Raw genomic sequence first — 13017 nt, 5'->3', positions numbered from 1 at the left:
CATTCGAGGTGGTCGAGTTTGGAGATCAGGCCGCGCAGGTCGCCGTAGCCGTCGCCGTTGGAGTCGCAGAATCCCCGCACCGACACCTCGTAGAACACCGCCGTCTTGAACCAGTGCGGGTCGCGCGGCGTCTCGGGGCTGAAGGCGTCCGGGACGGGTTCCGACGCCGGCGGGACCGCGTCCGGAGGGATCTCGGTGATGGGCTCGTCCCTCGGCACCGGGCCGGGTCCGGGCGTCGGACCGGGCGTCGGGGAGGGAGGCTGTGGTTCGTTCGGTCCGCTCAACTCTCGCTGCTCCGGAACGTGAAGATGTGCGCCGGTCGAAGGTGCGGGTCCAGGTAGACGTAGTTGGCCTTCCGCCACGTGTAGGTCGCGCCGTCCATTTCGTCGTGGACGGTGAAGGGGCGGTCCGGGTCGTCGGGGAGGCCGAGTGCGGTGAGGTCGAGGTGGACCGTCGCTTCGCGCGGCTGGTGCGGATTGAGATTGACGACCGCCAGCACCACGTCGTCCATGTGCCGTTTGGAGAACGCCAGCAGTTCCGGCTGGTCGATGTAGTGGAAGGTCAGGTTCCGCAGCAGCTGGAGTGCGGGGTGGGCGTTGCGGAGGGTGTTGAGCCGGGTGATGAGGGGGGCGATGGTGGTGTTGTCGCGGTCGGCGGCTTCCCAGTCGCGGATGCGGTACTGGTACTTCTCCGAGTCGCGGTACTCCTCGCTGCCGGGGCGGACGGGAATGTTCTCCCACAGTTCGTAGCCGGAGTAGATGCCCCAGGTGGGGGAGAGGAGAGCGGCGAGGATCGCGCGGATCTCGAAAGCGGGGCGGCCGCCGTGCTGGAGGTACTCGTGGAGGATGTCGGGGGTGTTGGTGAAGGCGTTGGGGCGCATGTAGGCGGCGGCGGGGCCGGTGAGCTCGGTGAAGTAGTCGGTGAGTTCCTCGGCGGAGTTGCGCCAGGTGAAGTAGGTGTACGACTGGTGGAACCCGATCTTGGCCAGGGTGTGCATCATGGCGGGGCGGGTGAAGGCCTCGGCCAGGAACAGCACGTCGGGGTCGGTGCGGTTGACGTCGGCCAGCAGGCGTTCCCAGAAGTCGACGGGTTTGGTGTGGGGGTTGTCGACGCGGAAGATGCGGACGCCGTGGTCCATCCAGTGCCGGATGACGCGTTTGACTTCGGTGTACAGGCCCTCGGGGTCGTTGTCGAAGTTGAGGGGGTAGATGTCCTGGTATTTCTTGGGCGGGTTCTCGGCGTAGGCGATGGTGCCGTCGGCGCGGGTGGTGAACCATTCGGGATGCTCGGTGACCCAGGGGTGGTCGGGCGAGCATTGCAGGGCCAGGTCGAGGGCGACTTCCAGGCCGTGGTCGGCGGCGTAGGCGACGAAGGCGTCGAAGTCGGCGAGGGTGCCCAGGTCGGGGTGGACGGCGTCGTGGCCGCCGTCGGGCGAGCCGATGGCCCAGGGGGAGCCGGGGTCGTAGGGGCCGGCGTCCAGGGTGTTGTTGGGGCCTTTGCGGTGGCTGGTGCCGATGGGGTGGATGGGGGGCAGGTAGACCACGTCGAAGCCCATGTCGGCGATGGCGGGCAGGCGTTTCATCGCGGTGCGGAACGTTCCCGACATCGGCCCGCGGCGTCCCATCGGGTCGAAGGTGGCGCCTTCGGAGCGGGGGAAGAACTCGTACCAGGCGCCGTACAGGGCGCGCTGCCGGTGCACCACCAGCGGAAACCACTCCGACACCGTCAGCAGGTCCCGCAGCGGATGCCGCTCCAGCACGTCCGCCACGTCGGGATCGGCCGCCGCCTCCATCCGGTCGCCGACCGGGATCGTCTCGTCGCCGAGGCGCTCGGCCGGCCGGGTCAGCGTCGGGCGGTCCTTGCTCGGCAGCGCCTCGGCCGCGCGGGCGAACAGCCGCGCCCCCTCGGCGAGCATCAGTTCGACGTCCTGGCCGCGCGGGATCTTGATCCTGGCGTCGTGCCACCAGTGCGCGATCGGATCGCCCCAGGCCTCCACGCGGAACGACCACTCGCCCATGCGGTCCGGCGTCACCAGCGCCGCCCACCGGTCCAGGCCCGCGCCGACCTCGGACATCGGCTCGCCCGGCTGCTCGATGCCGTCCGGTCCCCGCAGCACCACCGCCGCGCCGAGCATTTCGTGCCCCTCGCGGAACACCGTCGCCGAGACCTCGACCGTCTCGCCCACCACGGCCTTCGCCGGCCATCGCCCGCCGCCGACCACCGGCGCGACGTCCAGGATCGGGATCCGCCCGAGCCTCGGAATACCGGTGAGCGTGGAGGTTCCGGACTCGACCTGCATGTGGCTCCCCTACCCGTTCGACACTCCCGAAACGTCCATGCCCGGGATGCGGCGCGGGCCGTCATCGAGTTTCCGATAACTTTGCGCGACCTTCCCGGCAACGCTCCGCGACCGGCCCGGTAACGAACTTTTCCGGCGTCACGGACGGCGTCCGGATGACGCCGGACCGTCCCACCCGGTACGGTCGGTCCGACTTGATCAAGACCGGCGGAACGGGGAGTGACGGATATGCGGCGACCGGTGAAGGCGGCAGCGGCGGCGATGGCCGGGGCGCTCGCCCTGGGGGCGTGCTCGGCGCACGGCGGCGGCACGGCGCGCGACAAGACGGCACGGCTCAACGCGGCGCTGGCCGCGAGCCTCCCCTCGTCCGCCCGCTTCGACCTCGGCAAACCGTCCTACGACCTGTGGCGGCACAAGAACCTGCAGGACGGCACCGTCATGCAGGCGTTCGGGTTCGACTCCGTGAACAAGCGCCTCTACGTCGCGCAGGTGTCCGGCGCGTCCGGCTCCGACGCCCGCGGCGACCTCACCGTCACCCAGCTCGACTTCTCCGGCAAGAAGCTCGGCTACATGCACCTCAAGGGCTTCGGGCACGGCGTCTCCATCGGCGTGGAGCCGTCGGGCTCGTCCGCCTACCTGTGGACGGAGACGGACGCGGTCAAGTACACCGACTCCGACGGCAAGGTCACGACGCGCGGCAAGAACATCGGCCGCTTTAAATTCGTCAACAAGGGCACCGTCACGAACTCGTCATCCGGACTCACCAAGTACACGCCGGTGTCCGGCCAGTCCAACGTGACGCCCGCGATCGACCCGATCAACAACCGGATCGCGATGCGGTACAAGAAGGACGGCAAGTTCCGCATCGCGGTCTGGAAGCTGTCGGACCTCAAGGCCCGCAACTACGGCGCGAGGCTCGTCGACATCGCCCAGCCCGCCACCGTCAAGCAGGACTTCCAGGGCTACACGCTGTACGGGCGGTACCTGTACCTGTTCAACGGCACGGCCTACAGCGCGTCCAACCCCAAGCCCGGCAACTCCTACATCTCCGCCGTCGACCTCAACACCGGCAAGCTCGTCGGCAAGCCCGTGTTCACCCAGGCGGGCTCGACGCTGAGCTACCGGGAGCCCGAAGGCCTCGCGATCTACAAGGCGGGCACGCAGCTGCGGCTGTTCCTCGGCTTCGCCTCCGGCTCGTCCGGCGCCCGCCAGGCCAACCTCTTCTACAAGAAGGACCTGGCCTGACCGGCGCCCCGCGCAGGGCTGAGCCGCCGCTGGGCGGATCTTGACCGCTCGTTGCCGCCGCGCCGCGAACTCGGCGGCGCGGCGGATCGTTGAACCGGCGTGCCCGATCATGTGCCCATGGAGCTGGTGCGTCCGCTGGTGCTGTGGGCGCTGATCGCGGTGGCGGTGGCGCTGCTGTGGCGGCCGGTCGCGCGGCGGACGGGCCGGCCCCCGCTGCCGGTCCTGGCGCTGCTGGCGTGGACGGGCCTGGTGCTGGCGATCACGCTGCCGACGACCGTCGCGGCGGGCGCGGGCGGCCGGCTGGGGCACTGCGTCGCGACCCCGGTGTCCGACGTCGCCTGGTCGCTGCGGATCTTCGGATCGCGCGGCCTGGAGGACGTCATGAATGTTGCCTTATGGGTACCTTTGGGTTTCCTGGGGGTGCTGGTGTCGCGGCGGCCCGTCGCGGCGCCCGCGGCCTTCTCGGCGGGGTTCGTTCTGGTCGAATTCCTGCAAACTCTTGATCCAGGACGCGAATGCGATCCCGGCGACATGGCGTACAACTCGCTCGGCGTGGTCGCGGGAGCCCTTACGGCGTCGGCGTTCCTGCGTGTCCGCGCGCTCGTCGCCGACCGATCCGCGAGGTGACGAAACACCTCCCGGCTGTCGCGCCGCCGCTGCGCATTGCATAGCGTGACGTTGCGTGAAGGCAATACGACGATTCACGGTCCGCACCGTCCTTCCGGAGCCGCTCCGGCAGCTCGAGGAGCTCGTCCTCAATCTGCGCTGGTCGTGGCACCACGAGACGCTGGACCTGTTCCGCGCCGTGGACCCCGCGCTGTGGGAGGCCGTCCACCACGACCCGGTCCGGCTGCTCGGCGAGGTCGCGCCCGAGCGGCTGGCGCAGCTCGCCGAGGACCGGCGCTTCCTGCGCCGGCTCCAGGACACGGCCGAGGACCTGCACGAGTACCTGACCGCCCCGCGCTGGTACCAGACGCTGACCGGCGCGCCGTCGTCCATCGCCTACTTCTCGCCCGAGTACGGCATCACCGCGGCGCTGCCGCAGTACTCCGGCGGCCTCGGCATCCTGGCCGGCGACCACCTGAAGACCGCCAGCGACCTCGGCGTGCCGATCATCGCCGTCGGGCTGCTGTACCGGCACGGGTACTTCTCCCAATCGCTGTCGCCGGACGGCTGGCAGCTGGAGCGCTACCCGCCGATCGACCCGAACGGGCTGCCGCTGACCCTGCTGCGCGAGGCCGACGGGACTCCGGTCCGCGTCGCGATCGGCCTGCCCCCGGGCGGGGCGGGACGCGCCGGCGGCGCGCCCGGTGCCGCCGAGCCCGGCGCCGGAGGCCAGGAGCTGCACGCGCAGGTGTGGCTGGCCCGCGTCGGACGCGTCCCGCAGCTGCTGCTGGACTCCGACGTCGAGGACAACGACCCGGCCGCCCGCGACGTCACCGACCGGCTCTACGGCGGCGGCGGCGACCACCGGCTGCTGCAGGAGATGCTGCTCGGCATCGGCGGCGTCCGCGCCATCCGCGCCTACTGCCGCATCACCGGCCACCCGGCGCCCGAGGTGTTCCACACCAACGAGGGGCACGCCGGGTTCCTCGGCCTGGAACGCATCCGCGAGCTGGTGTCCGAGCACGCGCTGACGTTCGACGAGGCCCTGGAGGCGACCCGCGCCGGGACGGTGTTCACCACCCACACCCCGGTGCCCGCCGGTATCGACCGGTTCCCCCGCGAGCTGGTCGCCCGCTACTTCGGCGGCGCCAACGAGGACCCGTGCGTCCCCGCCGAACGCGTCCTCGCGCTCGGCGCCGAGGACTACCCGGGCGGCGACCGCACCGTGTTCAACATGGCCGTCATGGGGATGCGGCTGGCGCAGCGCGTCAACGGCGTCAGCGAGCTGCACGGCGAGGTCAGCCGGGAGATGTTCGGCGGCCTGTGGGGCGGCTTCGACACCGCGGAGGTCCCGATCGGGTCCATCACCAACGGCGTCCACGCCGGTACCTGGGTGGCGCGGGAGATCCTCGACCTGGCCGCCCGCGAGATCCCCGCGCTGATGGCGTCGGGACGCGGCTGGGAGGAGGTCCGCGACGTCCCCGAGAGCGAGATCTGGCGGATCCGCGGCGTCCTGCGCGAGCGGCTCGTGCTGGACGCGCGGCGCCGGCTCCGCGAGTCGTGGCGGCAGCGCGGCGCCAGCGAGGCCGAGACGTCCTGGATCGACGACGCACTCGACCCGAACGTGCTGACCATCGGGTTCGCGCGGCGCGTCCCGTCCTACAAGCGGCTCACGCTGATGATGAGCGACCCCGACCGGCTGCGCCGCATCCTGCTGGACCCCGACCGGCCCGTGCAGATCGTCATCGCCGGGAAGGCGCACCCCGCCGACGAGGGCGGCAAGCGGCTCATCCAGGAGATCGTCCGGTTCTCCGACCGGGAGGACGTCCGGCACCGCATCGTGTTCCTGCCCGACTACGACATGGCGCTCGGGCGGCTCATGGTGCAGGGCTGCGACGTGTGGATGAACAACCCGCTGCGGCCCCTGGAGGCCTGCGGCACGTCCGGGATGAAGGCGGCCCTGAACGGCGGCCTGAACCTGTCCATCCGGGACGGCTGGTGGGACGAGTGGTACGACGGGCAGAACGGCTGGGCGATCCCGTCCGCCGACGGCCTGTCGACCCCCGACCGGCGCGACGCGCTGGAGGCCGGCGCGCTGTACGAGCTGATCGAGGACCACGTCGCGGTCACCTTCTACGACCGCGACTCGGCCGGGCTGCCGCGCCGCTGGCTGGAGATGGTGAAGCACACCATCGCCACCCTCGGCCCGAAGGTGCTCGCGAGCCGGATGCTCCGCGACTACGTGCTGGACCTGTACACCCCGGCCGCCGCGTCCGAGCGGGAGATGGTCGCCGACAAGTACGCCGGGGCCCGCGCGCTGGCCGGCTGGAAGCAGCGGGTCGCGAAGGCGTGGCCGGGCGTCGCCGTCGAGCACGTCGAGTCCGACGGCGGCGAGAGCCCGCAGGTCGGGGCGCTGCTGACGGTGAAGGCCGTCGTCGCGCTCGGCGGCCTCGACCCCGACGACATCGCCGTCGAGGTCGCCTACGGCCGGGTCGACGACGCCGACGCGCTGATCGACCCGGCCTACCTGGAGCTGGGCGGCGCCGAGCCGGCGGGCGACGGGCGGCTGCGCTGCACCGGCGAGGTCCCGCTCGGGCGCAGCGGCGCCTTCGGGTACGGCGTCCGGGTCGTGCCGAGCCATCCGATGCTGTCGACGCGGGCCGAGATGGGGCTCGTCGCGCTGCCGCCGGCGCCGCACGGCATGACGAACGGCGACCTGCGTTAGGCGTATTCGGCCTCTTCGTCCTCCTCGTCGTCGGGCGGCGGGTCCGGCATCCGCCATCCGGCGACGAGGAGCGGCAGCAGCATGTGCGTCTCGAACAGCGCGATGACGCCGACCACGACCGCCGCCATCGGGACGTGGCCGGTGTCGGCGGCGAGCACCGCGACCACGACGGCGACGAGCACCGCGAGCATGACCCGGTGCGCGACCGTGAAGGCGCGCAGCCGCTCGGCGACCTGCCGCTCGTCCAGCCGGCGCTCCGCCAGCGACGTCGTCCCGCGCGTCGCGACGTTCAGCGCGCTGATCACCGGGAGCGTCGTCAGCACCGACACGGCCAGCAGGGTGATCGTCACCCACATGGCGGTGTCGCTCGGCGCGAGGTTCCACGACACGACCGTCCCGGCCCAGATCATGGCCAGGCCCGCCAGCCCGGCGGCGGCGAGCCCGCGCCGCCGGCGCCGCGTCGCGTACCAGGACGGCAGCAGGTCGGACTGCAGCACCTCCTCGCGGCGGCGCGTCCACCTTTCCCACATTCCGGGCGTCCCTCCCTCGGGCGTCATCACGTGCTCCCCAGCCGGGGAAAGGGCGTCAGCGAGAACACGACCTCCACCGGCACCTCGAAGAACGCGGCGATCCGCAGGGCGAGGTGCAGGCTCGGGCTGTACTCGCCGCGCTCCAGGTAGCCGATCGTCTGGTAGTGGACGCCGAGCGCCGTCGCCAGTTCCCGGCGCGACACGCCGCGCTCGGCGCGCAGCACCGCGATCCGGTTGTGGACGTGCTCCTTGTCCGCCTTACCGTCCGCCACCGGCACAGTCTCCCGCACCCGGCGGTCAGAACGCGCCCTGGGCGGCCCGGCGCTCGCGGCGGGCGGCCAGCCGCGCCCCCGACTCCCGCCGCGTCGCCCGCAGCAGCAGCCACGGTGCGACCAGCAGCCCGGCGGCGGCCCAGGCGCCGAGCACCCCGGCGGTCTCCAGCGGGCGCCAGCTCCCGGCGATCTCGCCGGCGAGCATCGCGTCAGGCAGGAACGCCGACCGCAGCCCGAGCCCCTCCCAGTACAGCGGAAACGCCTGCGCCACCCACCGCACCGGCTCCGGCAGCGACGTCACTGGGAACAGCACCCCGGAGACGAGCATCAGGCCCATCACCGGAAGCGACAGGACGCTCGCGGCGTTGCGCGGCCCCGGCAGCAGCGTGCCGAGCGCGGCGCCGAACGGGACGACCGCGAGGGTCCCGAGCGCCAGCACCCACAGCAGCGTCAGCCACCGTCCCGGGTCGGCCGGCAGGTCCAGGCCCACCAGCGCGACGCCCGCGACGAGCATCAGCACCACGTACGTGAGGATCTGCAGCAGCACCGACACGGCCCGTCCGACGACGTAGGCGGGGACGCCGCCCGGCACCGTCCGCAGCCGCAGCAGCGTGCCCTCCTCCCGGTCCGCGGCGATCATCATGGCGAGGTTCATCAGCCCGGTCGAGAACACGCAGAACGCGATGAACCCGGCCGCGAGCAGCAGGCCCTCCGACACGTGCGTGCCCTCCGCGTCGTGGCCGCCCTGCCAGCGGACCATCAGCAGGAAGACGCCGACCGTCGCGACGAGGCCGGTCAGCAACTCCCGCCGGTTCTTCAGCGAGTGGACGTGCTCGGCCCAGCCCCGCCGTACCCCCATCCCGATCGGCCTGGTGTTCACGCCGCCGTCCTCTCCGCGCCCGCTTCCGCCGCGCTCGCTTCTGTCGCGGCGGCCTCGGCACCGCCGACCAGGTTGAGGTAGCTCTGCTCCAGCGTCGGCCGCCGGATCTCCAGGCCCGGAACCGGGCCGCCGAACCGCCGGTGCAGCTCGTACGCCAGCCGGGACGGATCGGGCGTCCGCTCGGCGCGGGGCGCGCCGTCCTCCAGCCACCGCACCTCCGACGCGGCCTGCACGACCGACGCCAGCCCCGACGGGGTGCCGCTGACCGTGACCTCGCCCCGGACCAGGATCGCGATGCGGTCCGCGAGCCGCTCGGCCTCCGCCAGGTCGTGCGTGGTCAGCAGGATCGTCATGCCGTCCTCGCGGGCGAGCCGCCCGACCAGCTCGTGGAAGTCGTTGCGCGCCCGCGGGTCGAACCCGGCGGTCGGCTCGTCCAGGAACAGGACCTCCGGCCGGCCGACGATGCCGAGCGCGACGTCCAGCCGGCGGCGCTGCCCGCCCGACAGCCGCGACGCCATCTGCCCGGCCTGCGCCGTCAGGCCCATGACCTCGAGCAGCTCGTCGGGGTCGCGCGGCCGGTCGTAGAAGCCGGCGATGTGCGCCAGCAGCTGCCGGACGCCCCAGCGCGGATGGTCCTGCCAGTCCTGCAGGACGATCCCGAGCCGCGCCCGCCACGCCGCGCCGCCCGTGCCGGGGTCGGTGCCGAGCACCCGCGCCTCGCCGGATGAGCGGCGCCGGAACCCCTCCAGGATCTCGATGGTGGTCGTCTTGCCCGCGCCGTTCGGGCCGAGCAGCGCCGCCACCTCGCCCGCCCCGACCTCCAGGTCGACGCCGCGCAGCACCTCGGTGCGGCCGTAGCGCATCCGCAGGCCGCGCGTCCGGATCACCGGACCGGTCATGCGCACCTCCTCCGTACGGGAACTTCGATCGTTCGCTGCAACTGTACTTCGGTTAATAGTAGAAGTACTACATCTCGTCGCAGGATCGCAAGACGCGGAACCCTGGCAGGATGGGGCCGTGCGCGCACCAGCCCTCAGCCGGGACCGCGCCTCCGGGCTCCGGTGGCCGCGCGGCCGCCGCGCCGACGCCCTGCTCGCCGCCGCGTGCTTCGCCGCCCTGGCCGCGATCGCGCTGATCGCCGCCTACCCGCTGGACCGGGGCATGCTCCCGGCCTACGGCTGGGCGCTGCTCGCGGTCGCCTGCGGCGCGCTCGCCTTCCGCCGCAGCCGCCCCCGCACCGCGGCGCTCGTCACCCTCGTCGCCTGCGGCCTGTACTACCCGCTCACCAAGCCGGACGGCCCGATCATCATGACCTTCGTCATCGCGCTCTACACCGCGGCGGCCGAAGGACACCTCGCGGCCGCCTCCGCGCTCGCCGCCGTCGCGATGGGCGCCACCCTCTACGGCAACGACGCCGACCAGGTCAACCACCTCGCCGACGCCGCGACCTTCCTGCTCGCCGGCTGGTTCGTCGCCGTCATCGCCATCGGCGGCTTCGCCCGCAACCGGCGCGCCTACCTGCGCGAGGCCGAGCGGCGCCTCGCCGCCGCCGAACGCTCCCGCGAGGCGGAGGCCCGCCGCCGCGCCAGCGAGGAACGGCTCCGCATCGCCCGCGAGCTGCACGACGCGCTCGGCCACAACATCTCGCTGATCCACGTCCAGGCCACCGCCGCGCTCCACGTCCTGCAGCGCGAGCCCGGCCGGGCCGGCGAGGCGCTCACCGCCATCAAGGACGCCAGCAAGGACAGCCTCCGCGAGCTGCGCGCCACCCTCGGCGTGCTGCGCCAGGTCGACGCCCCCCTGCCGGACGCCCCGCCCGGCCTCGCCCGGCTCGACGAGCTCACCGCCGGCACTACCGCCGCCGGCCTCACCGTCCGCACCGAGACCGAGGGCACGCCCCGCCCCCTGCCCCCGGGCGCCGACCACGCCGCGTACCGGATCGTCCAGGAGGCCCTCACCAACGTCACCCGGCACTCCGGCGCCTCGGCGGCCGTCGTCCGCGTCCGCTACGGCGCCGGCGAGGTCACCGTCACCGTCGAGGACGACGGCGGCGGGACCGCCGCACCGGCCCCGACCGGCACCGGCTCCGGGATCCGCGGCATGCGCGACCGCGCCGAGGCCCTCGGCGGCACCCTCGACGCCGAGCCCCGCCCCGGCGGCGGCTTCACCGTCCGCGCCACCCTCCCCACCTGACACGCCGCCCTGACCGCCTCCCGCACCACCGAGTTCACCTCCACCGACTACGCCGAGATCGTCGGCCTCCTCGGCATCTGCGCCACCCTCGCCGGCGACATCGCCTGCACTGGCCGCCACTACGGCTGACTCCTGGCCATGTTGACGGCGGCGTGTCGCTGCCAGCCGCCCTCGGATGACAGCAACACGCCGCCGTCGACGCTTCAGCCCGCCGGGCCGACCTGGCGCTCGTACTGCTCCCACAACTGGAGCGACTCCATGAGCAGCTCTTCGAGCTGGGCGGCCGCCGCCCGGTAAGCGTGCGCTCGTCCCGCGCAAACCCCGGCGTCCCAAACGCGACCGTCCCGTGCCCGCTTTCCCGCGTGGGCAGCTTCCCTGCGGGCCAGCGCCCGCCAGGTTCGAGCCTCCCCGGGAAGGGCCTCCAACGCACTGCGTGCCTGGGGAGTCAGCCCGGCGAACAAGAACACCGCTTCCGGAACCTCCGAGGGACGGGCCCCGCCAGGTCCGAGAGCCCGCCATACCGCCACCACCACTCGCCGTCGCAACGACGCCCGGGCACGCCTCACCGAGCCACCTCGAACCAGACGGTGGACGAGCCGCCGCGTCCCGCGAGGACTCCCCATCGGTCCGCGAACCCGGCCACCACCAGCAGGCCCCGGCCCGACTCGGCCCACCCCGCGCACTGCGCCGGAATCGCCGGACGCCCGTCCGAGCCGCCGTCGTCCTGAATCTCGACCCGCAGTCGCACGGACGATACCAGCGCCGTCACCCACACCCCGCCGCCGGGCGTGCCGCTGGCGCTGTACCGGACGGCGTTGGTGACGATCTCGCAGACCATCAGATCCACGTCCCGCAGGTCGAAGCGGTCCGCCGAGTCGGCCAGCATCCGCCGCACGAGCGCCCGGACGTCCCGTACGTCCAGCACCCTGGGCGAGGAGATCCGCTCGGTGCGCACGTCCTCCCAGACGATCACCGGCCGACCTCGGCGATCTGCCGGGCCACCGCCAGAACCGAGCCGACCGGCATCCGGCCCGCCGCACCCCAGACGTAGGCCCACCCGCCGCCGTGCTCCTGGACGGCGAGCACCCCCAACGACCGCCGCCGCGCCACGACCGGAACCGAAAGCACCGGCTCCGCCGTCCGGTCCAGATACAGGACCGACCCCCGTTCCAGACGTCCGGCGCAGAGAGGTCGTTGTGGGCAACGACGCACTACGGCAGGCCATGAGCGATGCAAGACTGACAGAGCAGGAACTCGCGGAAGCGTGTCGAGTGGATGTGAAGACGGTGAGCCGATGGGCGGCCGATGAAGGGCGTATGCCGCACCCTCCGCACCGCTGGGCCGCATCGAGCGTTTTGGGGGTGGATGAGAACGTGCTCTGGCCTGATGCCGTCAGGAAGAACGTGAAGACCGGGGTGGATCGCGAGGTCATCGCGGTGTACCCCTACCGGTCCGCGTGCCCGAAGTCGGTCTGGCGCCGTCTCATCGGCGACGCCGGCAAGGAGCTGACCTTCGCCGGTTACACCAACTACTTCCTGTGGCTGGAGATTCCCAACCTGCGGTCCGCACTCCGCCGTAAGGCCGAACGAGGTTGCCGCGTACGGTTTTTGATCGGCGACCCTGACAGTGAGGTCACGCGCAGGCGTGAGGAACTCGAAGCCGTTCCGCTCACGGTCGGGACGCGCATCAAGATCACCCTGGACGAGTTGTCGAAACTAGCGGATTCGCCGGGGATAGAAGCGCGTTACAGCGATGACCACGTGGCCATGAGCGTCTTCGTGTTCGATGAGGAAATGCTGGTGACACCGCACTTGGCCCATCTGGTGGGACACGACTCGCCCATGTTCCATATTCGGCGGTGTCAGGAAGACGGGATGTACGACCGGTTTGCCGGGCACGTCGCCGAACTGTGGAACTCCGGGCGCCCGGTAACGGAGCCGGCCGGGTCCTGACCGTGCGCTGACGTGAGGGCTCCCGCAGGTCGAGCGTCTGCCTTGGGGGCGGCTGCAAGGATCGGTGTCGGGGCGGGCAGGGAAACATAGAGGTGGCAGCGCGGCCGCCTGCTCAGGTCGGGCGGGGCCGGCGGTGGACGTCGGCAGTTGAGTTCGACGGTGGGAGTGCGGGAGTCCAGGCAGAAGATCACTTCGGGTTCGCCGGACTCCGGGCGGACCTCGCCGTCGGCGATGGCGTACAGGTGCTCGACGCGAACCTTCTTGGCCCCGTAGTCGGGGTCTCGCGAGGCTTTCCAGGTCTTCATCCGTTGAAAC

General features: G+C 72.1%; 12 protein-coding genes and 1 pseudogene. 5 read left to right on the top strand and 8 right to left on the bottom strand.

Annotation, left to right across the window (positions count from 1 at the left end; translation table 11 throughout):
* Together F8568_RS46000 and F8568_RS45995 are read right to left on the bottom strand one after the other, a co-directional pair.
* Nucleotides 1-218 (bottom strand): annotated as a pseudogene (locus tag F8568_RS46000) (trehalose synthase); the annotation flags it as partial.
* Between the two features lie 62 nt (nt 219-280).
* The gene (locus tag F8568_RS45995; RefSeq protein WP_151600485.1) at nt 281-2299 is read right to left on the bottom strand and encodes an alpha-1,4-glucan--maltose-1-phosphate maltosyltransferase; all 2019 of its coding nucleotides are present in this window, start codon (nt 2297-2299) and stop codon (nt 281-283) included.
* 228 nt (nt 2300-2527) lie between these two features.
* Between F8568_RS45995 and F8568_RS45990 the strand changes: the two genes are divergently transcribed.
* From F8568_RS45990 to glgP, 3 genes are all read left to right on the top strand, one after another.
* Nucleotides 2528-3544 carry a phage baseplate protein gene (locus F8568_RS45990; protein WP_151600484.1) on the top strand — a complete coding sequence of 339 codons (1017 nt, stop codon included), beginning with the start codon at nt 2528-2530 and terminating at the stop codon, nt 3542-3544.
* Nucleotides 3545-3661: 117 nt separating this feature from the next.
* Nucleotides 3662-4171: a VanZ family protein gene (locus F8568_RS45985; protein ID WP_151600483.1), complete on the top strand. Its 510-nt coding sequence runs from the start codon at nt 3662-3664 to the stop codon at nt 4169-4171.
* A 55-nt stretch (nt 4172-4226) separates the two neighbouring features.
* Entirely contained in the window at nt 4227-6875 is a 2649-nt protein-coding gene (glgP, locus tag F8568_RS45980) for an alpha-glucan family phosphorylase (protein WP_151600482.1), read from the top strand.
* On the opposite strand, the gene F8568_RS45975 is transcribed toward glgP, so the two are convergent.
* From F8568_RS45975 to F8568_RS45960, 4 genes are read right to left on the bottom strand one after another with little or no spacing between them, the layout of a single operon-like run.
* Complete coding sequence (locus F8568_RS45975) at nt 6872-7432, bottom strand: hypothetical protein (RefSeq protein ID WP_151600481.1); 561 nt, start codon at nt 7430-7432, stop codon at nt 6872-6874. The genes glgP and F8568_RS45975 overlap by 4 nt on opposite strands.
* On the bottom strand, nt 7432-7677 hold the full coding sequence (locus tag F8568_RS45970) for a helix-turn-helix transcriptional regulator (RefSeq protein ID WP_151600480.1): 246 nt from the start codon (nt 7675-7677) through the stop codon (nt 7432-7434). Before F8568_RS45970 ends, F8568_RS45975 begins: the two co-directional genes overlap by 1 nt.
* Before the next feature lie 25 nt (nt 7678-7702).
* A complete protein-coding gene (locus F8568_RS45965; RefSeq protein ID WP_202126163.1) occupies nt 7703-8557 on the bottom strand; it encodes an ABC transporter permease in 855 nt (284 codons plus the stop codon).
* On the bottom strand, nt 8554-9456 hold the full coding sequence (locus F8568_RS45960) for an ABC transporter ATP-binding protein (protein ID WP_202126162.1): 903 nt from the start codon (nt 9454-9456) through the stop codon (nt 8554-8556). The genes F8568_RS45965 and F8568_RS45960 overlap by 4 nt, the downstream gene beginning before the upstream one ends.
* A gap of 118 nt (nt 9457-9574) precedes the next feature.
* Here F8568_RS45960 and F8568_RS45955 point away from each other — a divergent pair, with 118 nt between their 5' ends.
* On the top strand, nt 9575-10750 hold the full coding sequence (locus F8568_RS45955; protein ID WP_328601327.1) for a sensor histidine kinase: 1176 nt from the start codon (nt 9575-9577) through the stop codon (nt 10748-10750).
* A gap of 562 nt (nt 10751-11312) precedes the next feature.
* Here F8568_RS45955 and F8568_RS50875 read toward each other — a convergent pair.
* Together F8568_RS50875 and F8568_RS50870 are read right to left on the bottom strand one after the other, a co-directional pair.
* The gene (locus tag F8568_RS50875; RefSeq protein ID WP_160574031.1) at nt 11313-11723 is read right to left on the bottom strand and encodes an ATP-binding protein; all 411 of its coding nucleotides are present in this window, start codon (nt 11721-11723) and stop codon (nt 11313-11315) included.
* On the bottom strand, nt 11720-11878 hold the full coding sequence (locus tag F8568_RS50870) for a hypothetical protein (protein ID WP_160574030.1): 159 nt from the start codon (nt 11876-11878) through the stop codon (nt 11720-11722). Before F8568_RS50870 ends, F8568_RS50875 begins: the two co-directional genes overlap by 4 nt.
* A gap of 68 nt (nt 11879-11946) precedes the next feature.
* Between F8568_RS50870 and F8568_RS45940 the strand changes: the two genes are divergently transcribed.
* Nucleotides 11947-12702, top strand: coding sequence for an XRE family transcriptional regulator (locus F8568_RS45940; protein WP_151600477.1), 756 nt, complete (start codon nt 11947-11949; stop codon nt 12700-12702).
* Nucleotides 12703-13017: the final 315 nt, after the last annotated feature.

The sequence above is a fragment of the Actinomadura physcomitrii genome, assembly GCF_008923205.2.
Classification (GTDB): Bacteria; Actinomycetota; Actinomycetes; order Streptosporangiales; family Streptosporangiaceae; genus Spirillospora; species Spirillospora physcomitrii.
This window is presented reverse-complemented; position numbering and strand designations above follow the sequence as displayed.

Bases quoted from the DNA above. Each gene is read 5' to 3' on its own strand.
- F8568_RS45995 (WP_151600485.1), bottom strand. From the start codon at position 2,299: ATGCAGGTCGAGTCCGGAACCTCCACGCTCACCGGTATTCCGAGGCTC.
- F8568_RS45985 (WP_151600483.1), top strand. From the start codon at position 3,662: ATGGAGCTGGTGCGTCCGCTGGTGCTGTGGGCGCTGATCGCGGTGGCG.
- F8568_RS45990 (WP_151600484.1), top strand. From the start codon at position 2,528: ATGCGGCGACCGGTGAAGGCGGCAGCGGCGGCGATGGCCGGGGCGCTC.
- F8568_RS45960 (WP_202126162.1), bottom strand. From the start codon at position 9,456: ATGACCGGTCCGGTGATCCGGACGCGCGGCCTGCGGATGCGCTACGGC.
- F8568_RS45975 (WP_151600481.1), bottom strand. From the start codon at position 7,432: ATGACGCCCGAGGGAGGGACGCCCGGAATGTGGGAAAGGTGGACGCGC.